This is a genomic window from Paenibacillus crassostreae, assembly GCF_001857945.1.
GTDB lineage: Bacteria > Bacillota > Bacilli > Paenibacillales > Paenibacillaceae > Paenibacillus_AQ > Paenibacillus_AQ crassostreae.
Genome location: NZ_CP017770.1, coordinates 853043 through 874706, shown reverse-complemented (window position 1 = coordinate 874706; position 21664 = coordinate 853043). Strand labels below are relative to the sequence as shown.

Here is a 21664-nt window from a genome sequence, read left to right as displayed (position 1 = left end):
TAAATAGGAGTGAATAAGCAATGTTACAACTAGGATTACAACTATATACCGTTCGTGACCAAATGGAACAAGATTTCGAAGGAACGCTGAAAAAAGTAGCTGAACTTGGTTATAAAGGTGTAGAATTTCATGACTTTTTCGGTCGTAGTAGCTCTGAAGTCAAAAAACTACTAGACGAGAATGGCCTTATAGCTATTGGAACACATACACAATACGTGGATATGTTAGCGAATTTAGATGCCATTATTACGTATAATAAGGAGATTGGAAATAAATATATTATCGTTCCTTATCTATCTGAGGAGCAACGTAAGTGGGATGAGGTATTTGCGAATCTCAAGGTTCTTGGTGAAAAGTGTAAAGAGCAAGATATGGTGTTGTTGTATCATAATCATGATTTTGAATTCACGGAATCTTATGGGGATAAGACGGTATTCGATGCGATGTATGAGGAAGTTCCAGCTTCACAACTAGAAGTTGAGATGGATACTTGTTGGGTGCATTTTGCTGGATTTGATCCAGTAGAGTATGTTCATAATTATGCGGGACGCTTACCTATTGTTCACTGGAAAGATGTAAAGAGACAAGTAGACGGCTCAGCACTTACTGTTGAATTGGGTCATGGTGAAGTAGATCTAGCTGCCATTGCTGAAGCTGCAGATCAAGTAGGAGCAGAATGGATTGTAGTTGAACAAGATATTTGTCAGAACCCACCTCTTGAGAGTATTGCAACAAGTATGGCATGGGTAAAAAAATTCGTACAAAATGGAGGACCTATCAATGTCTAAAATATTAAAAATCGGAATTATTGGTTGTGGAGGTATTGCTACAGGTAAACATTTACCTAGCCTAGCTAAACAAGCGAATGCTGAACTAGTAGCTTTTTGTGATATTGTTCAAGAACGTGCAGAAGAAGCTGCTGAGAAATATGGTGTAGAAAACGCCAAAGTATATAGTGATTTCCGTGAGTTACTTAAAGACGGAAGTATTGATGTTATTCACGTATGTACACCTAATGATTCTCACTCCGAGATTACGGTAGCTTCACTTGAAGCGGGTAAACATGTAATGTGTGAAAAGCCAATGGCCAAAACAGCAGCACAAGCAAGAGAAATGTTGGAAGCCGCAAAGCGCACAGGTAAAAAACTGACGATTGGGTATCAAAATAGATTTCGTGATGATAGTCAATATTTGAAACAATTATGTGAGAATGGTGAGCTGGGGGAAGTATATTACGGTAAGGCTTTAGCAACTCGTCGTCGTGCTGTTCCAACATGGGGTGTCTTCCTAGATGAAGAGAAGCAAGGTGGAGGTCCGCTTATTGATATCGGTACGCATGCCCTTGATTTGACGTTATGGTTGATGGATAACTACAAGCCTAAGAGTGTTATGGGTTCAACCTTCCATAAGCTTGGACATCGTGAGAATGCAGCCAATGCCTTCGGACCATGGAATCCTGAAGAATTCAAAGTAGAGGATTCTGCATTTGGTTTCATCACGATGGAGAATGGGGCTACCATTGTGCTAGAATCAAGCTGGGCACTGAATGTTCGTGAATTTAGTGAAGCGAAGACTGTTCTAGCAGGTACAGAAGGTGGAGCAGATATGAAAGATGGTCTAACCATTAACGGGGAGAAATTAAGCCGTCTGTATGAAACACAAGTTGATCTTGGTGCAGGTGGGGTTGCTTTCTACACTGGCGCGACAGAATCTGATGCAGATCGTGAAGCAAGATTGTGGTTAGAGGCTGTTATAGAAGATAAAGATCCTGTTGTTAAACCAGAACAAGCATTAGTCGTAACTGAAATTCTTGAAGCGATCTATGAATCTGCAAAAACAGGTAAAGCAGTATATTTTGAATAATTGATTGATAGTATAAATAATAGAAAATGTAAAAAAAATTAGGAGGGATAACATTGAAATTAGGCGTATTTATGGTGTTGTTTGGTGGACGTAAGCTTGAGGATGCATTAGACTATGTGGCTTCTAAAGGTCTGAAGGCTGTCGAAATCGGAACAGGTGGAAATCCAGGTAAAGCGCACTGCAACCCAGCGGATCTTCTAAACAATGACACAGAACTGAAAAACTTCAAAAAAGCAGTGGAATCACGTGGACTAACTATCAGTGCTCTTAGCTGTCACGGTAATCCACTTCATCCGCAAAAACATCTTGCGAAAGCGGATCATGATGATTTTGTGAATTCGGTCTTACTTGCCGAAAAGTTAGAAGTGCCTGTGGTGAATACATTCTCTGGATGTCCAGGTGATCATGAAGATGCTAAATATCCGAACTGGCCAGTAGCACCTTGGCCGAATGATTTTCAAGAAGTATTGAAATGGCAGTGGGAAGAGAAGGTTATTCCTTATTGGACAGAACAAGCCAAATTCGCCAAAGATCATCATATCAAAATCGGACTAGAGCTTCATGGTGGGTTCTCTGTACATACACCAGCAACGCTGCTGCGGCTACGCGAAGCAGCGGGTGAGACGATTGGGGCGAACTTAGATCCGAGTCATATGTGGTGGCAAGGAATTGATCCCGTACAGGCGGTGCATATCCTAGGTCGTGCAGGAGCTATTCATCATTTCCATGCTAAAGATACTGTGATCGATCCAATTAATGTAAGTCGGTATGGTCTTACAGATATGCAGTCATATGAGAATATGTTGGATCGTGCTTGGCAATTCCGTAGCGTTGGTTATGGTCATGACATCAAAACATGGGCAGATATTATCAGCGCTCTACGTTTGGTTGGATATGATTATGTCGTTAGTATTGAACATGAGGATGGTCTAATGTCTATTGAGGAAGGTTTCTCGAAGGCGGTACAGAATCTTCAACAAGTACTTATCGAAGAACCACTTGGAGATATGTGGTGGGTGTAGAAAGAACAAGCGCATATAGCTTGTAGATAGAGGGCGACTACCGATAGGTAGTCGTCTTTTACATAGGGTTTAGAAAAATTAAGTATTGCTATGTTATAATTTATATTATAAAATTTCCAATTGAATGTTTAAAATAAATAGTGAATGTGTTAAAATGAAATGTACTTACTAATCGAAAGTATTTTTTGATAATATACTATCAATATATCTCAGTTAGATAATAAGTTATACTACAAAGAGGTGAAAGTTTCATGGAAACTGATCAAATACGAATGTGTCCGCGCTTTGAAACAGCATTTTCTTTTTTGGGCAAACGATGGAATGGGTTAATTATTCAAGGATTGATGAGTGGGCCCAAACGATTTAAAGATATTTCTAATTTAATTCCTTCGATGAGTGATAAAATGTTATCTGAACGAATGAAGGATTTAGAATGTGAAGGAATTCTAGTTCGGCATGTGTACCCGGAAACACCGGTACGAATTGAGTATGAACTAACAGACAAAGGTAAAGGTCTACAACCTGTTATGCAGCAAATTCAGTTGTGGGCTGAAAGCTGGATTGACTAAAGCCAATACTATAAATTGAACATTAGCGCAAAGAAAAAACCCTTTTTCATATAATGAAATCAGGGTTTTTTTACTGTATTTTCCCATAAATTAGTCGCGTTAATAAGAAGTCATAGTATAATTGGATAAAAAATGAATTATTCTATACCAAAGGAGGGAACGAAATGCGAAGAGTAGAGCTAACCCACCCACTTGTGTATGGTAGAAATGATATCTCTGAATTAAAATCTGCTTCGCTAAAAGTTCAATCTGTTTATAATAAGGCAGCGGCAATGTTATGTCGTTTTATGCCTCAGATCATATGTGATAACGCAATTTCGCGAAGTACCACCGCTCCTCATAAGAATGCCGCTCATTCTGGTATATTTCAAAAATGGATTCAAAGTCCGAAGGGTTGGAAGTGTGTTGGGTATGAATGGCAAACGGATATGGATTCTAATGTGTTACAGAATTGTATGCCAAATACCAAATTACAGATCATGATTCTACAAATGGTGATCTGGTCTCAATTTGAGAAGATCAGCTTATTCCATCCCTTATTAGACCAGGAGGTATTTTATACTGGAGAAGAATTAGAGACAATCTCTTTGTATTTCGTACCTACTTATATGAGTACATCCCCTCTTATTAAACGCGGTAAATTAATCAAGAAACATAATGTAGACATCCCAATATATCAAGAATATATTTCTGCACCCTCCTTAACAATTGAGTTGGATGGTATTTCATTACCAGCAACCTGGATGACTGGCGTATACTTGCATCAAGAACTTTTCAAAGGAATTAGTCCATATATTCAGGATCATAATGGTCGTAGAACCTTCAAGGAAACATTTATCAATCAAAAATAGATATCGTGACTGTAATCACAAACCTTCTCTTCATCTCGGTATAGCCTATATATGAAAGAAAAGATGACTAGGAGGAATTTGTAATGTCAATTGAATCTCTTGTTTTTAGTGCTGATCATATCATTAGTGATATTGTTATAAGATTTCCAAAATCTAGTGATTACTTCCGTGATCGTAAAATTGATTTCTGCTGTGGAGGTAAACGACCTCTCAAAGATGCTGTTGAGCAAAGAGGATTGGAGATGAATCAAGTATTAGAAGAGCTAAACCATTTAGCAGCTACCTATGCTGGTCTACATGAAGATCAGGATAGTATGAAGAATTTCGTGGAAATGGACTCTCCATCTTTGATTAACTATATTGTGAAAAAGCATCATGATTACTTACGTGAGGAACTTCCTGAAATCAATAAGAATGTGGTAAAGATTAATCGAGTTCATGGAAGTCATGATCTTCATTTGGCACAGGTATATGTTTTATATACAAGACTGAAGGATGAATTACTGGAACATACCACTGATGAGGAAGAACGGTTCTTTCCACGAATGATTGCATTAGAACATCAATTTGAGGAATCTGCGAGAACAGAACTTCAAGATTCAATTGCACAGCTTGAAGATGAACACGACACAGCTGGTGATATTCTAAAAGAAATTAGAGAAATCACGAATGATTTCACACCTCCTGCTCACGCTTGTACTACTTATCGTTTAACTTATGATCGACTTGCTGAGCTTGAACGTATGACGTATGAACATGTGCATTTAGAGAATAATATTTTATTCCCACGTTTCCAAGCCTAATGTGTAGCAAAGAAGGGTAGAGTTTATACGAAGAACTCTACCCTTCTTAAGTATAATTGTGAACATTGTTGTGATTAATTTCACATTTAATGTGAATCAAATCACAACCTTGAATTTTTATTAGTATAAAATGATAGTATCAAGCAAGGCAGAAAGGGAGGCTTTCTATTATGCAAACTCAATCAAAAGAGAAACTAATCATTATTGGTAATGGGATGGCTGGGATAAGTACTGTTGAGCAAATTCTAAAATTAAACAATTCATTTGATATTACGGTATTCGGAAGTGAGCCACACCCTAACTATAACCGCATCATGTTATCTTATGTTCTAGAAGGTAGCAAGACGATTGATGATATTGTATTAAATGATTGGAACTGGTATCGAGATAATCAAATTACACTTCATACGGGAACAACAGTGACACATATAGATCCGGTTACTAAACAGATAACTACAGATGATGGTAAGAAGGAGTCATATGACAAAATCATTATGGCTACAGGATCTAACCCATTTATATTACCGATTCCTGGTAGTGATAAAGAAGGGGTTGTAGGTTTCAGAGATATAAATGACTGTAACCAAATGATTGAGGCAGCACGTAATTATAAAAAGGCAGCTGTCATAGGTGGAGGACTCTTAGGTTTAGAAGCAGCTAAAGGGCTTGTAAATCTAGGTATGGATGTAACCGTAGTTCATCTGATGGAAGATATTATGGAACGTCAATTGGACCGCAGTGCTTCTTCTATGCTACAAGCTGAATTAGAACGTCAAGGAATTAAATTTGCTATGGGAAAACAAACTTCCGAACTCATGGGAGACGAACGAGTAAGCGGATTGCGATTTAGTGATGGTAGTGAATTAATGGCAGACCTTGTGGTTATGGCGGTAGGTATTAAACCGAACATCGCGCTTGCTCAAGCAAGTGGATTGGAAGTAGGACGAGGTATTGTTGTTGATGATTACATGCAGACATCAATAGAAGGAGTATATTCTGTCGGTGAATGTACACAACATCGTGGAGTGTGTTACGGACTTGTTGCGCCATTATTTGAGCAAGGTCATGTATTAGCTAAACATATTTGTGGAGTGGATACTGCACCTTATGAAGGTTCTATTGTAGCAACGAAGCTAAAAATTTCGGGTGTTGATGTGTTCTCAGCAGGTGATTTTGTTGAAGGACCCGAACATACAGTGATTTCTGCTAAAGATGAGTGGAAGAGAACCTATAAAAAAGTTCTTCTTCGTAACAATACAATCGTTGGAGCTGTGTTATTCGGTGATGTGACAGAGTCTTCTAATTTGCAAAAATTGATTAAACAACAATCAGAAATGACGGATGATATTTATAGCACTATTATGGGAACTGGATGCTGTGGTGGTGGAGCTAGTAAGCAATCATCGATTGAGACTATGTCTGATGAAGAAATTGTATGTGGATGTAACGGTGTAACGAAAAAAACAATTGTAGATGTAATTACGAACCAAGGATTAACGAGTGTTGATGAAATTAAGGCTTGTACTGGGGCAACACGTTCTTGTGGTGGCTGTAAACCAGTCGTTGAGCAAATATTGCAGTACGTTCTAGGAGATGGATTCAAGACGGCTGCTAAACAAGGTATTTGTGGTTGTACGACTCTTGATCGGGATAAAATCATAGCAGAAATAACAATAAAAGGATTGTCGACTACACGTGAAATCATGAATGTACTAGGTTGGAGTAACGAGGAAGGATGCTCGAAATGTCGCCCAGCTCTAAACTACTATTTACACATGTTGAATCCTGAAACTCATGAGGATGAGAAAGAATCACGATTTGTGAATGAACGGATGAATGCAAACATTCAAAAAGATGGTACCTATACGGTTGTTCCAAGAATGTATGGTGGTGTAACAACACCGGAAGATCTCAAGAAGATTGCAGATGTTTCCTTGAAATATGATGTGAAGGTTGTAAAAGTTACGGGTGGACAACGACTTGATCTTATTGGAGTGAAAAAAGAAGATCTACCTAAAGTATGGGAAGAACTTGATATGCCTTCAGGATATGCTTATGCCAAATCATTACGTACAGTCAAGACTTGTGTAGGTTCGCAATTCTGTCGCTTTGGTACACAGGATTCAATGGGTATGGGTGCCTATATTGAACGTAAATTCGAACGCTTAGATTTCCCAGCGAAATTTAAAATTGCTGTCAATGGATGTCCGCGGAGTTGCGCTGAATCATGTACAAAGGATATTGGTATCATTGGAAATGATGGAGGATGGGAAATCTTTATCGGTGGTAATGGGGGGATCAAACCTCGTATTGCAGATAGCTTCTGTAAAGTGAAGACTGATGATGAATTGATAGAAATTTGTGGGGCTGTTATGCAATATTACCGTGAAACAGGTAACTACTTGGAAAGAACCTCGGAGTGGGTTGAGCGAGTAGGGCTTGAGAAGATTCAGTCCGTTATATTGGATAGTCAAGATAACCGGAAAGAACTTGTGAAACGTATAGAAATTGCGCTGCAACAAGTAGAAGATCCTTGGAAGAAAATGCTTAATGATGATAAAACACGCACAGCGCTATATGAGGATCATAAATTAGCGATTTCAGTTGAATAACAAATTAGATTGATATATGGGAAGGAGATCTGTCAAATGGAAATGACTACTAAGATATATTCTGTAGGTTCACTAGATGATTATTTATTACAAGTAGGTAGAGTCGTGATGGTTGATAATCAGGAGATTGCTATATTCCGCACTTCGGATGGGAATGTCTATGCGATTGAGAATAAGTCGCCACATCCTAAGGGAGGACCATTGGCTGAAGCGATCGTAGCAGGACATTATATCTACGACCCTTTATATGACTGGAAGATTGATCTAATTACAGGATTGGTACAATCTCCAGATACAGGTCAAGTCGTAACTTATCCTGTCAATGTAAAGAATGGAGAAATACATCTTACACTATGATGAGGTGAGTCATCTGTATACACAAAACGTCGAGACTATTATTGAATCAGCTGTACAGAAAAAGAATAAAATGAATGAAAGTTTAACAAGATATCTGGTAGCTGCAGCATTAGCTGGTGCTTATGTGGGAATTGGGATTATTCTTATATTCTCACTAGGTGCACCGTTAGCTGCGGTGAAGTCTCCTTTTCAATCGCTCGTAATGGGAGCTTCCTTTGGGATTGCACTCACTTTAGTCATTTTTGCCGGTTCAGAGTTGTTTACCGGGAACAATATGTTTTTTACAGCGAGTACATTAGCAGGGAGAACCTCGATCAAGGATACACTTAAGAACTGGAGTATCGTATTTATTGGAAATTTATTAGGTGCAATTATACTAAGCTTATTAATTATTGGCACGGGGCTGTTTAAAGACATCCCAGCGGAGCATCTTCTGTTTACGGCTACGGCGAAAAAGATGAATCTACCCATTATGGAACTGTTTTTTCGTGGAATTCTTTGTAACTGGTTAGTATGTTTGGCTATCTGGATGTCGATGAGAGCAAAAGAAGAAGTTGCAAAACTAATTCTGATTTGGTGGTGCTTATTCGCTTTTATTGCGAGTGGATATGAGCATAGTGTGGCCAATATGACGCTGCTCAGCCTGGCAACCCTACTACCGAATCATCCTGAAACCATTTCAATCGCGGGTTGGTTTCATAATATGATTCCTGTCTCATTAGGAAATATTGTGGGTGGTGGATTGTTCGTAGGTATGGCTTATTGGTATATATCCCCAGTACGGAAAAAATCAAAAGATAAATAATCATATTTAGGACGACAGGCGTAATTCAGAGCCTGTCGTCTTTTCATTTACAATAAGAAGAGGGTCCATTCTCAAAAGTACATGATACTCTTGGAAATGGACCCTGATGATTTGAACTAGTTACCTAGATTCGGCATATTTCACTTGGACATAATTCACAGTGACAAATATCTTGAAGCATCGATAGATCCTTAATAACAATCATTCCGCCATCATATTCAACAGCATCCTTTTTACGTAGATCACTAAGCATTCGGTTAACACTTTCACGAGTAGCCCCAATCATATTGGATAAATCAGTATGAGTAATTTTCTTATTAATAAGAGTATGATTACCATGCTTCTCACCATAAGTGTTACCAAGACGAATTAATGTAGAACAGAGGGCACCTGGTTTACCATATAGCATCAAATCGCGGAATTTAGTCTGTGTTAAACGATGATGAATACCCATCCACTTCATGAAATCAATTGAAAAATCGCAATGCTGACAGATCAATATCTCTAGATCTTTTTGTTCGATAACACCAACTTCAGCCTCTTCGATAACTTCAGCATTAAAGGTATGTTTGGTACTAAAGAAAGGGTCAGCCTGGCCAACCAGATCTCCTGCTTGATACATATATAAGATAAGTTCTTTTCCTTCATCAGTAGAGTTGGTTAATTTGATACGACCACGTTTGATATAGAAGAGCTTATCAGATAAGTCACCTTCCCAAAAAAGATGTGATCCCTCAGGAATAATACGGTCCTTCATGCTCACTAGAAGACGATTAAAGTTTGTCTCAGAAAAGCAGTTAGTATTTCCACGGGCTTCGATAACAGTAAGTTGTTCATTCATAGTCGTTATCCCCTTGTCTTTAATTTTCAGTAAATTTTAAACTAATTATAACGTTAAAAATCACATTTGTGGGGGGATAAACAGCTTTAAAAGTGGCGAATTTTAAAACATTGTGATAAATTTCACTTTTTAGCGAGTATTTTAAGATAAATAATCCTGTTGAATTATCAAAGCAATTAGAATGAAGAGGTTTTTATAGAAATGAAAGCGCTATGAAAATAAATCAAAATAATTTTAAAGATTGTGAAATAATTCACTATAAATCGATAAAAGGATGTGCTATGATGAAATCAAGCAAGAGAGATACAAATAATTTACTAGGAGGATGAGTGGAGATGGCAGTTAAAAACGAAGTAGTTCAAGAGAAGAAACAGGGAGCAGAGGAATATATTCAATCCTTAATTGACAAGGCTAATATTGCTCAAGCTGAATTCATGAAAATGGATCAGGAACAAATTGACAAGATTGTACAGGCTATGGCAGTTGCGGGTTCTGACCAACATATGTACCTTGCAAAATTGGCAGTCGAAGAAACAGGTAGAGGTGTTTATGAAGACAAGATCATTAAGAATATGTTCGCAACAGAATATATCTACCACAGTATAAAGAACGAAAAAACTGTGGGTGTCATTGAAGATAATGCATATGATAGTTTTCAAAAAATTGCTGAACCAATCGGAACAATCATGGGTATCACTCCTGTTACTAACCCAACTTCAACAACGATGTTTAAAGCTCTCATTTCCATTAAGACTCGTAATCCTATTATTTTTGGTTTTCATCCATCAGCTCAAAAGTGTAGTAGTGAAGCCGCAAGAATCCTGGTGGAAGCTGCAGTGAAATGTGGTGCACCAGCTAATTGTATTCAATGGATTGAAGAACCAACAATGGACAAAACTAACATCCTAATGAATCATCCGGGTATTTCAATGATCTTAGCAACCGGGGGATCAGCAATGGTTAAAGCAGCATACAGTTGCGGTAAGCCAGCACTCGGAGTAGGACCTGGTAACGTTCCTTGCTTTATCGAAAAGAGTGCTGATATCAATCAAGCGGTAACTGATTTAATCCTATCAAAATCGTTCGATAATGGTATGATTTGTGCTTCTGAACAAGCTGTAATCATAGAAGAACCTATTTTTGATCAAGTGAAGAAAAAGATGATTGCAAATAATTGTTACTTTTTAAATAAAGAAGAAGTTGCTAAGTTAACAGCTGGTGCTATGATTGCTGACAAATGTGCTGTTAATCCAGTAATCGTGGGTCAATCTGCTGTGAAGATTGCTGAACTATCTGGTATTCAAGTTCCAGCTGGAACTAAAATCCTAGTAGCTGAAATTGAAGGTGTGGGTACGAAATATCCATTATCCGCAGAAAAATTGAGTCCTGTGCTTGCATGTTATAAAGTGAAAAATGCTGAACAAGGGATCGCTCGTGCGGTTGAAATTGTTGAATTTGGCGGAATGGGACATTCATCTGTTATTCATTCTAATAATGAAGAAGTTATTATGAAATTCTCGGATCGCCTACAAACATGCCGGATCTTAGTCAACTCACCTTCGACACATGGAGCTATTGGTGATCTTTATAATACAAATTTAGCATCATTGACACTAGGTTGCGGATCTTACGGTAAAAACTCCGTTTCTTCTAACGTGGGTGCAATCAATTTGATCAATGTGAAAAGGGTGGCTCGTCGTACTGTGAATATGCAATGGTTTAAAATTCCGAACAAGGTTTATTTTGAAAAAGGTTCAACTCAGTATCTTGCTCAAATGCCTGATATCACTCGTGTAGCTATTATCACTGACCCTATGATGGTGAAACTAGGCTATGTTGAGAAAGTTGAACATTACCTTCGTCAACGTCGAGTTCCTGTTGCTATTGAAGTATTCTCAGAAGTAGAACCAGATCCATCTACAGATACAGTAAACCGTGGTACAGCTATGATGAATAGATTTAATCCTGACTGTATTATCGCACTTGGTGGTGGTTCACCGATGGATGCTGCAAAAGCAATGTGGTTATTTTATGAATACCCAGATGCTGATTTCAATGGCTTGAAACAAAAATTCTTGGATATTCGTAAACGTATATATAAATACCCATCGCTAGGTCAAAAAGCGAAGTTCGTAGCTATCCCAACAACATCTGGTACAGGTTCAGAAGTAACTTCGTTCGCAGTTATCACAGATAAAAATAATGGAAATACGAAGTATCCGTTAGCAGATTATGAATTAACTCCAGATGTTGCCATCGTAGATCCTGAGTTCGTATACTCTCTACCTCGTGTAGCTGTAGCAGATACAGGTATGGATGTACTAACACATGCGATTGAAGCTTATGTATCAGTAATGGCTAACGATTATACAGATGGTCTTGCAATTAAAGCGATCCAATTGGTATTCCAATATCTTGAGAAGTCAGCATTGGAAAGTGATAAACTAGCACGTGAAAAAATGCACAATGCTTCCACTATTGCAGGTATGGCTTTTGCCAATGCATTCTTAGGAATTAACCACAGCTTAGCGCACAAATGGGGTGGAAAATATCACACTGCTCATGGTCGTACAAATGCTATTCTGTTGCCACACGTTATTCGATACAATGCGAAAAAACCAACGAAGTTTGCTTCGTTCCCGAAATATTCGCATTTTGTAGCTGACGAACGCTATGCAGAAATTGCACGCATTCTTGGATTGCCTGCACGTACTACTGAAGAAGGCGTAAACAGCTTGATCAATGCTATTCGTAAAATGAATAAAACATTGGGTATCGAGGAGTCGTTCCAACAAATTGGCTTTGATGCTAAGGAATTTGAATCAGGTGTTGATTACTTGGCAGATCGTGCCTTTGAAGACCAATGTACAACAGCGAACCCGAAATTACCTTTAGTAACAGAACTTGCTGATGTATATAGAGATGCTTTCTATGGAAGATTCGAATAATATTTACCTAGTTATAAAAAAGAGATGGTTGTAAAATTGAGAATTATAAATAAAAATTTTGTGGAATCAAAGTGACAAATATCACCTTGAAAGTGATATTTGTCACTGTTATTTACTAGTATTTGAACTATAATAAAACCAGATAAAGACTCTATTAAAAAAAGTGTATTGATAAATGTGAAAAAGATCACATTCTAGAGTCTGAGAGGCATGAGATTCCTTCAAACTCATGATCTCTACAAAGAAATATAAATATATAGATGGAGGGATTAAGATGTCGGTGATCGAAAAAGAAGTGCTAAAAGTGCAAAATGCGTGGAGAGGTTTCAAAGCAGGAAAATGGATGAAAGAAGTCAACACAAGTAATTTCCTAGATACTAACATTAAGCCTTATGAGGGTAACGAGTCTTTCTTGGAGGGAGCGACTGCAAACACAAAAGCATTGTGGGAGATCGTGTCGAACTTGTCCAAGCAAGAAAGAGAAGCTGGCGGTGTATTAGATGTTGATGTCAACACACCATCTACCATAACTTCTCATGCGCCAGGCTTTTTAGATAAAGACAAAGAACAAATTATTGGTGTACAAGGTTCCGCACCATTCCAACGCACGATTCGTCCTAATGGCGGTGTTAGAATGGTCATCACAGCATGTAAAGCTTACGGATTTGACTTGCCACCTGAAATTGTAGACTTGTATACAAATGTTCGTAAAACACATAATCAAGGTGTTTTTGATGCTTATACTGCAGATATGAGAAATGCTCGTCACACTGGAATAATTACAGGATTGCCTGATGCTTACGGCCGTGGACGGATTATTGGTGACTATCGTCGTGTAGCACTTTACGGTGTAGATTTCCTGATCACACAAAAACAACATGAGTTGAAAGATCTTGAAGTTGCTGTTATGGATGAAGATGTAATTCGCCTTCGCGAAGAATTGTCCGAGCAAATTCGTTCTTTAGGCGAATTGAAACAACTAGGTGAAATGTATGGATTTGATATTTCCAGACCTGCAAATACTGCAAAAGAAGCATTCCAATGGTTATACTTCGGATACTTAGCAGCTGTAAAAGAACAAGACGGAGCAGCTATGTCCCTCGGCCGTGTATCCTCTTTCCTTGACGCATACATCGAGCGTGATCTTGCCGAAGGAACAATGACTGAAGAAACTGCTCAAGAACTGGTTGACCATTTCGTTATGAAGCTCAGAATTGTAAAATTCCTTAGAACTCCTGAATATAACGAACTATACAGTGGCGATCCAACTTGGGTAACTGAATCCATAGGTGGTATGTCTGTAAACGGGGTAACTCGTGTTACGAAGAGTAGCTTCCGTTTCTTGCACACACTGAACAATTTGGGAGCTGCTCCAGAACCGAACTTAACAGTGCTTTGGTCAGAAAGATTGCCTGAATCCTTCAAAAAATATTGTACTAAAGTTTCCATTGAAACAAGTGCAATTCAATACGAGAACGACGACTTGATGCGTCCAATCTATGGCGATGACTACGGTATTGCTTGCTGCGTATCGGCTATGCGAATTGGTAAACAAATGCAATTTTTTGGGGCTCGTGCGAACTTAGCTAAATGCCTTCTCTATGCAATTAACGGTGGTAAGGATGAAAGATATGGTACGCAAGTTGGTCCAGAATATCCAGCAATTACTTCCGAATACTTGGATTACGATGAAGTGATGAAACGTTTCATACCAATGATGGAATGGCTGGCTAATCTGTACGTAAATACGCTTAACGTAATCCACTATATGCATGATAAATATGCTTACGAACGTATTGAAATGGCGTTACATGATCGTGATATTCTTCGTACAATGGCTTGTGGTATTGCTGGTTTATCCGTTGTTGCCGACTCATTGAGTGCCATCAAATATGCTAAAGTTAAACCGGTTCGTAACGAAAATGGAATTGCAGTAGACTTTGTAACTGAAGGCGAATATCCTTGCTACGGTAACAACGACGACCGTGTTGACCAAATTGCCGTTAAATTGGTTGAATCCTTCATGAGTATGATTCGTAAGAATAAAACTTATCGTAACTCTTTGCCGACACAGTCAATCTTGACGATTACTTCAAATGTAGTGTACGGTAAGAAAACCGGAAATACACCAGATGGACGTAAAGCAGGTGAACCGTTCGCACCAGGTGCTAACCCAATGCATGGACGTGATAAGAAGGGTGCACTCGCTTCACTAAGCTCTGTTGCTAAACTTCCTTATGAAGATAGCTTGGATGGAATCTCTAATACATTCTCTATCGTTCCTAAGGCATTAGGTAAAGAAGAAGAAATTCGTAAATCTAACCTTGTAGCGATGCTGGATGGATATTTCGGTAGTGGCGCTCATCATCTTAATGTCAACGTATTTAATCGTGATCAATTGATGGATGCGATGGAACATCCTGAAGAATATCCTCAATTGACGATCCGTGTCTCTGGATATGCGGTTAACTTCATTAAATTGACTCGTGAACAACAAATGGATGTTATTAATCGTACATTCCATGGTTCAATGTAAATTAAAAAACATTAAATAACTAACGATATTAGACAGCGGATGCAGAAAGGGTGGCTTCTTATGATTAAAGGACATGTGCACTCTTTGGAGACTTTTGGAACGGTTGACGGGCCAGGTATCCGCTTTGTCCTATTTATGCAGGGTTGCCTGATGAAGTGTCAATACTGTCATAACCCAGATACTTGGGGATTAAATGAGGGCAAAGAAATGACGGTTGAGGAGGCTCTATCTGAGATAGAGCCATACATCAACTATTATCGTTCCTCTGGCGGTGGTCTTACCGTTTCAGGAGGCGAACCTAGCTTACAAGCCCGTTTTGTTGCTGAACTATTTAGAGAAGTGAAGGAACGATGGAATCTTCATACGACATTAGATAGTAACGGTTTTAATGATCCGGATAAAATTAAGGATTTATTAGATGTAACTGATTTGGTACTCTTGGATATTAAACATATTAATGACGAGAAACATATTAAGCTAACTTCAAAGAGCAATGAGAAAACACTTAAAACGGCTCAATGGTTATCAGAAAATGGTCATAAAATGTGGATACGCCATGTGTATGTACCAGGTATTCATAATCAAGAAGAAGATCTTGTCCAATTAGGTCAATTCATAGGAACATTAAGTGGCGTAGAAAAATTCGAAATTCTTCCTTACCATCAGATGGGTGTTTATAAGTGGGAAGCATTAGGTAAAGAATACCCACTACAAGGAGTTCCATCACCTTCTGAAGATGAAATACAGCGAGCCTACCGACTGATCGAAGCAGGTAGAAACCAATCATACGCAGTAAATTAATTACAAATGGATGTCCCAAAGGTTATCTTTAATAATAACTTGGGACATCCTATTTTTCTAAAATTTACCAATGTAAAATTCCTTTATTGCAAAGTAGCAACTATTTGTGATAAATTGCGTCTATTATAGAAGATGAATATTATACCAGACAGATTTGGGAATAGAGGAGCAGAAGGATGAATTTTAAGAAACTAACTTTTTTAGCTATTTTTGCCGTGTCACAAATTGCAATGATTACACCGGTAAGTGCGGATGATACAACTCCGATAAAATCTGATACTGCAGTAACAGAAGCGGTATATGGATCAGATGCGGGTGAGACAGATCCTTTGATTATTGATAATACTGGTGAAGCAAACGGTACATCAACAGATTTGGCATCATCAGGTAAATTAATCCTTAAAGTAAATGGTGCGGAAATGCTTCAAGATGGTATTTTATATACTGCGAGTCAACCTATGACTGTGAAGAAGGGTGTCTCTTATATTGCCGTTCGTTCATTGGTGGATCGCATTGGCCTAACTCTTACATATGATAGTAAGACAAAGGAAACTGTTATTATAAGTGGTAGTAATGAACTACGATTCAAACTTAACAGTAATAAATATACTGTTAATGGTGTCTCGCAAGTAATGAAGGGTACGTCATACCAACAAGAGAATATATTTATGGTTCCATTGACTGCTATTACAGAAGCACTTCATATACCTTATGTATTTGATGGAGTTCAAAAACAAGTCATACTGACCCTTTCTACGAAACCTGTAGCTTCATTTACGGTACAACAGAAAGAGATCATTGCTGGTGAAACATTGGTTACTTATGTAACTAATTCCTCTTCTCCTAAGGGATTTCCAATTGTTGAAGAACGTTGGGAAGGAAGGGAAGATATTTTCCAGGAGGTTGGAACGCATACTGTTACTTACGCTGTGCTTGATAGTAACGGAGAGTGGAGCGATCCTTACACAATAACTATCGAAGTAAAAGCACCTAATCTTCCACCTGTAGCTATGTTTACAACGGATAAAGATGAATATAAAATGGGTGAACTTATTACAATTAATGATATAAGTACGGATGAAGATAATGATATTGTGAAACGTAATTGGTTGAATAATGAATTAGCCTTTTTCAGATCAGGTCCCGTAACGATTCAACTCGAAGTCATAGATGGACATGGTGCTGTAGGGACTTATGAGAAGACGATCAATATTACGAATGAAAGACTTTACAGTGAACCAGACTTCAATAAATTATTTGTTCCAGTAGGACGGCAATATAGATTCGATGGTTCAACTGTCCCTACTATGGAAAAAGTACAGTATACGATGACATCGGAGCCAGCAACATTAATAAGAAGTAATAGTCCTGAAACAGTCTATTCTGAGGGTGTTGTTTACCGTGAGACTGCTGCAGGATTGACACGATTCATGGTGCATCATGTTAATGCATTAGGTAAAGATGTAAGAATGTATGTAATTGCTACGAATAAGAACCTGACGCCAGCAACTGTGAATATTCTTGACTCTGGTTTTGCTGGTCCTAATATGTATGCTACATTAGTGGGTAAACTTTCAGTTCAGCGCTACTATAAATCGATGCAAAATAATTTAGTGGAGCAGAGTGTTGCACTAGCTCCTGGCGAAAGCAAAATTATTTTTAACGAGTTAAATGCATTAGAAATGAAGCCGATGCAAGTGATTTCATTATTGGCAGATGTTAATAGTGATTTACCAGTTGAATATACCGTTATTATGATTGATGCGGATCAGGATGCTCTTACAAGTATTCCATATTTAATGGATATTGCACGCGATGGTGTTCATAACCGTGGAACATACCCTAATTCAACACGTCTTATTGAATATAATGATGTGTTAGGTTTAACGAATCAACGTATCTCATTAGGAGATAACACTGGAGATCCTAATCTAACTGGTGTGGATGCTTTGACAGGTCTGCCAGAATCCAACCTTGGTAACTTTGGGGTGATGTATAAGGTTACTTTAAACCGTGTTGCTGCGAATACACTCATCACGTTCAATCCACGTGGAGGAGAATATTCGGGAATGCTCTTGGTAAATGGAAATATTATAGGTTTACCAGAGGGCAATGGTGCTGCTGGATCGTTAGCTACTCCGAATGATACAAGTGTAGTCTATCGAACAGGGGATCATGAACAAAAGGTTGAAATTTGGTTCACACCTGCACCAGGTAGTAATTTACCAGTAAATTTATTATTCCAACAGATGCCAGAGCGGAAATAATAGAATAGATGTTTCACAAAGGAGGACCTTAAAATATTAAGGTCCTCTTTTTGTTGTTAGTAAACGGTATTGTGGTGCTGAATTGACGTTGACATTATAATGTTGCATTATTAATAGTAATAATGTTGTTTAGTAAAAGATTGCGATAAACAACTTGAAGGAGGTTGAAATTAGTGCTGTCCACAGAACAGATCATTGAAGTGATGGCCGGTCAAGGCCTTCGTATTACGGATCAACGGAAGACATTAGCCAAACTATTTGGTGAGAATTCAGACTTTTTATCAGCGAAAGAAGTCTATGAATATATGGGTAAGAAATATAGTGGACTTAGTTTTGACACGGTTTATCGTAACCTTCGAGTGATGGAGGAATTAGATGTATTAGAGCAGATTGTGTTTGAGGATGGTGTGAAATTTAAAGTTAATTGTAGTGAAGGACATCACCATCATCATATGATTTGTTTACAGTGTCAGAAGACATACCCGATTACATTCTGCCCGATGAATTTAACGGATACGCCAGAACAATTCCAAGTGGTTAAGCATAAATTCGAAGTTTTTGGGTACTGCCAAGATTGCCAACAAGTTACGGAAGATGATGGTCTTGTTATGCCTACGCTGATGAATGGAGAATGACCGTAATGAGACTTACACGCACAATTATGAAAGGTCCTATTGTCGTATATCGCAAAGTTATCTCGCCTTTAAAACCAGCAACATGTCGTTTCTATCCAACTTGTTCGGCATATGCACTTGAGGCTATCGAGGTACATGGAGCAGTTAAGGGGAGTTGGCTTGCCATGAAAAGGATCGTAAAATGTCAGCCTTTTCACCCTGGTGGAGTTGACCTTGTACCTCCTCGGAAAGCTACGGATGAGCAAAGACAATCTTCTTAGAAACTTGATGAGATAAAGCTATATAAGCTACTATAAGCTGGTATGACTTGACAAATATCAATGCACTTCAGTATATTAAGAAATATATATGTTGATTTCCAAGGAACGGATGAGTACGAGGACTTCACTTAGTAAAGAGAGCCGGAGTAGCTGTGAACCGGTCTAGGTGAGACTCAGAATATGGTCCGGGAGGAATTGTTCTCGAGCGCCGAGGGTATCTATGGATATTCTACGTAAGGGAGCAACGTGAGCCAGCGTTAATGGACAGTTCTCGTTTAATACGGGACTGATGGAGCCTGTCACTTGCAAAGGTACAGGAAAATTGGGTGGTAACACGTGAGATAACTCTCGTCCCATATGGGGATGGGAGTTTTTTGTGATTTTTGAGTCATACGAGTTATCTAATAGAAGGAAGGAATGATGATCAATGACTGACAATAAAACATTTTATTTAACGACTCCGATTTATTATCCAAGTGATAAGCTACATATTGGGCATGCTTATACTACAGTGGCGGGAGATGCATTAGTTCGCTATAAGAAGCTTCGTGGATATGATGTTCACTACCTAACAGGAACTGACGAACATGGTCAAAAGATTGAACGAAAAGCTGCAGAAGCGGGGAAAACACCACAACAATTTGTTGATGATATTGTTGCAGGCATTAAACAACTGTGGGGTACACTAGATATTTCAAATAATGATTTCATTCGTACGACAGAAGAACGTCATAAGAAGGTTGTACAGGATGTATTTGAACGCCTTTTGCAACAAGGTGATATTTATAAGGGTGAATATGAAGGTTGGTATTGTACGCCAGATGAGTCCTTCTTCCTTGAACGCCAGTTAGTCAATGGGAACTGTCCTGACTGTGGTAGACCAGTGGAACGTGTCAAGGAAGAGAGTTATTTCTTCCGGATGAGTAAGTATGTAGATCGCTTGTTGAAGCATTATGAGGACAATCCTGATTTCATACAACCGGTATCTCGTAAAAATGAAATGATTAACAATTTCATAAAGCCAGGTCTTGAGGATTTGGCTGTGTCTCGAACCACTTATGAGTGGGGAATCAAGGTTAAAAGTGATCCGAAACATGTTATCTATGTTTGGATTGATGCTTTATTGAACTACATTACGGCCTTAGGGTATGGAACAGACAATACAGAGTTGTTTGACAAATATTGGCCAGCGAATGTTCATTTGATGAGTAAAGAAATTGTCCGTTTCCATACAATATATTGGCCGATTATTCTTATGGCTATAGATCTTCCGTTGCCGGAGAAAGTATTCGCTCACGGCTGGTTACTAATGAAGGATGGTAAAATGTCCAAGTCTAAGGGTAACGTAGTAGATCCTGTAACGTTGATTAGTCGATATGGATTGGATTCGCTACGCTACTACTTACTGCGTGAAGTCCCTTTTGGTTCAGACGGAACATTTACACCTGAGAGCTTTGTAGAACGTGTTAATTCGGATCTAGCGAATGACTTAGGCAATCTGTTGAATCGGACAGTAGCTATGGTTGATAAATATTTTGACGGAATTGTACCGGAATACCAAGCTGGAGTAACTCCATTTGATCATGAAGTGGAAGAAGCTGCAAAGCTTACTTATGATAAAGTCGAGGAGTTAATGGAGAACATGGAGTTCTCTGTTGCCTTAACTGTTATTGGACAGTTTGTAAGCCGTAGTAACAAATATATTGATGAGACGCAACCTTGGGTACTTGCGAAAGACGAGACGAAGATTAAAGAATTGGCATCGGTCATGACTCATCTTGTCGAGAGTTTACGTATTGCATCGATACTACTGCAACCATTCTTGACGCAAGCACCACTTAAAATATGGCAGCAGCTTGGTTTAGAGCAAGGAGAATTAACGTCATGGGATAGTGGTAAAGAATTCGGATTGTTCCCAGCTGGAACCAAGTTAGTAAAAGGTGATCCTATATTCCCTCGCTTAGATGTGGAGCAAGAAGTTGCTTATATCGCAGAAGCAATGTCTGGTGGAGTGAAAGCAGCTGAGGTAGCGATAGAGCAAGCAAAAGATCAAGCTCCTATCGAACATAGTGAAGAAATTGGTATAGAGGATTTCGCTAAAGTTGAGCTTCGGGTTGCCCAAGTTATTGCAGCAGAACCTGTCAAGAAAGCTGATAAATTGCTGAAACTTCAACTGGACCTAGGATTTGAGCAACGCCAAGTAGTATCAGGTATCGCTAAGTTTTATACACCTGAGGAATTAGTAGGACGTAAAGTCATTTGTGTTATTAATCTAAAACCTGTTAAATTGCGTGGTGAATTGTCACAAGGTATGATTCTTGCTGCTTCTCATGGAGACCAATTAACATTAGCAACGGTCCCTGATGATATGCCAAATGGAGCTATTGTGAAATAATAGGGTTAGTTAACTTGATGAATATTTATAAAACGGTATCTCCAATAGGGGATACCGTTTTATGTCAGGGTAGTTTTGTTGACAATTGAATCAATCGTA

General features: G+C 38.5%; 17 protein-coding genes. 16 read left to right on the top strand and 1 reads right to left on the bottom strand.

What is annotated here, in order from left to right:
• The first annotated feature begins 20 nt into the window (after positions 1 to 20).
• From LPB68_RS04250 to LPB68_RS04210, 9 genes are all read left to right on the top strand, one after another.
• Positions 21 to 788 (top strand): sugar phosphate isomerase/epimerase family protein, encoded by a 768-nt coding sequence (locus LPB68_RS04250; RefSeq protein WP_068657574.1) that lies wholly within the window; start codon positions 21 to 23, stop codon positions 786 to 788.
• Positions 781 to 1863 carry a Gfo/Idh/MocA family protein gene (locus LPB68_RS04245; protein WP_068657576.1) on the top strand — a complete coding sequence of 361 codons (1083 nt, stop codon included), beginning with the start codon at positions 781 to 783 and terminating at the stop codon, positions 1861 to 1863. Before LPB68_RS04250 ends, LPB68_RS04245 begins: the two co-directional genes overlap by 8 nt.
• A gap of 53 nt (positions 1864 to 1916) precedes the next feature.
• Positions 1917 to 2885 carry a sugar phosphate isomerase/epimerase family protein gene (locus LPB68_RS04240; protein ID WP_068657578.1) on the top strand — a complete coding sequence of 323 codons (969 nt, stop codon included), beginning with the start codon at positions 1917 to 1919 and terminating at the stop codon, positions 2883 to 2885.
• A gap of 251 nt (positions 2886 to 3136) precedes the next feature.
• Positions 3137 to 3454, top strand: a complete 318-nt coding sequence (locus LPB68_RS04235) for a winged helix-turn-helix transcriptional regulator (protein ID WP_068657579.1) — start codon at positions 3137 to 3139, stop codon at positions 3452 to 3454.
• Positions 3455 to 3618: 164 nt separating this feature from the next.
• Entirely contained in the window at positions 3619 to 4305 is a 687-nt protein-coding gene (locus LPB68_RS04230; RefSeq protein ID WP_068657581.1) for a hypothetical protein, read from the top strand.
• 83 nt (positions 4306 to 4388) lie between these two features.
• Positions 4389 to 5108 (top strand): iron-sulfur cluster repair di-iron protein, encoded by a 720-nt coding sequence (gene ric / locus LPB68_RS04225; RefSeq protein WP_068657583.1) that lies wholly within the window; start codon positions 4389 to 4391, stop codon positions 5106 to 5108.
• A gap of 170 nt (positions 5109 to 5278) precedes the next feature.
• Positions 5279 to 7720, top strand: a complete 2442-nt coding sequence (gene nirB / locus LPB68_RS04220) for a nitrite reductase large subunit NirB (RefSeq protein WP_068657584.1) — start codon at positions 5279 to 5281, stop codon at positions 7718 to 7720.
• A 36-nt stretch (positions 7721 to 7756) separates the two neighbouring features.
• The gene (gene nirD / locus LPB68_RS04215) at positions 7757 to 8077 is read left to right on the top strand and encodes a nitrite reductase small subunit NirD (protein ID WP_068657586.1); all 321 of its coding nucleotides are present in this window, start codon (positions 7757 to 7759) and stop codon (positions 8075 to 8077) included.
• 13 nt (positions 8078 to 8090) lie between these two features.
• On the top strand, positions 8091 to 8882 hold the full coding sequence (locus LPB68_RS04210; protein WP_068658642.1) for a formate/nitrite transporter family protein: 792 nt from the start codon (positions 8091 to 8093) through the stop codon (positions 8880 to 8882).
• Between the two features lie 124 nt (positions 8883 to 9006).
• Here LPB68_RS04210 and LPB68_RS04205 read toward each other — a convergent pair whose 3' ends face one another.
• Positions 9007 to 9723 carry a Crp/Fnr family transcriptional regulator gene (locus LPB68_RS04205; RefSeq protein ID WP_068657588.1) on the bottom strand — a complete coding sequence of 239 codons (717 nt, stop codon included), beginning with the start codon at positions 9721 to 9723 and terminating at the stop codon, positions 9007 to 9009.
• Positions 9724 to 10058: 335 nt separating this feature from the next.
• Between LPB68_RS04205 and adhE the strand changes: the two genes are divergently transcribed.
• The 7 genes from adhE to metG all read left to right on the top strand — a co-directional run bounded on the left by adhE (position 10059) and on the right by metG (position 21565).
• Positions 10059 to 12671: a bifunctional acetaldehyde-CoA/alcohol dehydrogenase gene (adhE, locus tag LPB68_RS04200; RefSeq protein WP_068657590.1), complete on the top strand. Its 2613-nt coding sequence runs from the start codon at positions 10059 to 10061 to the stop codon at positions 12669 to 12671.
• Between the two features lie 274 nt (positions 12672 to 12945).
• Positions 12946 to 15207, top strand: coding sequence for a formate C-acetyltransferase (gene pflB, locus LPB68_RS04195; protein WP_068657592.1), 2262 nt, complete (start codon positions 12946 to 12948; stop codon positions 15205 to 15207).
• Between the two features lie 60 nt (positions 15208 to 15267).
• Positions 15268 to 16008, top strand: coding sequence for a pyruvate formate-lyase-activating protein (gene pflA / locus LPB68_RS04190; RefSeq protein WP_068657594.1), 741 nt, complete (start codon positions 15268 to 15270; stop codon positions 16006 to 16008).
• Positions 16009 to 16184: 176 nt separating this feature from the next.
• On the top strand, positions 16185 to 18275 hold the full coding sequence (locus tag LPB68_RS04185) for a stalk domain-containing protein (protein WP_068657596.1): 2091 nt from the start codon (positions 16185 to 16187) through the stop codon (positions 18273 to 18275).
• A 173-nt stretch (positions 18276 to 18448) separates the two neighbouring features.
• On the top strand, positions 18449 to 18910 hold the full coding sequence (locus LPB68_RS04180) for a Fur family transcriptional regulator (RefSeq protein WP_068657598.1): 462 nt from the start codon (positions 18449 to 18451) through the stop codon (positions 18908 to 18910).
• A 5-nt stretch (positions 18911 to 18915) separates the two neighbouring features.
• The gene (gene yidD, locus LPB68_RS04175; RefSeq protein ID WP_068657600.1) at positions 18916 to 19170 is read left to right on the top strand and encodes a membrane protein insertion efficiency factor YidD; all 255 of its coding nucleotides are present in this window, start codon (positions 18916 to 18918) and stop codon (positions 19168 to 19170) included.
• 427 nt (positions 19171 to 19597) lie between these two features.
• Entirely contained in the window at positions 19598 to 21565 is a 1968-nt protein-coding gene (gene metG, locus LPB68_RS04170; protein WP_068657602.1) for a methionine--tRNA ligase, read from the top strand.
• Positions 21566 to 21664: the final 99 nt, after the last annotated feature.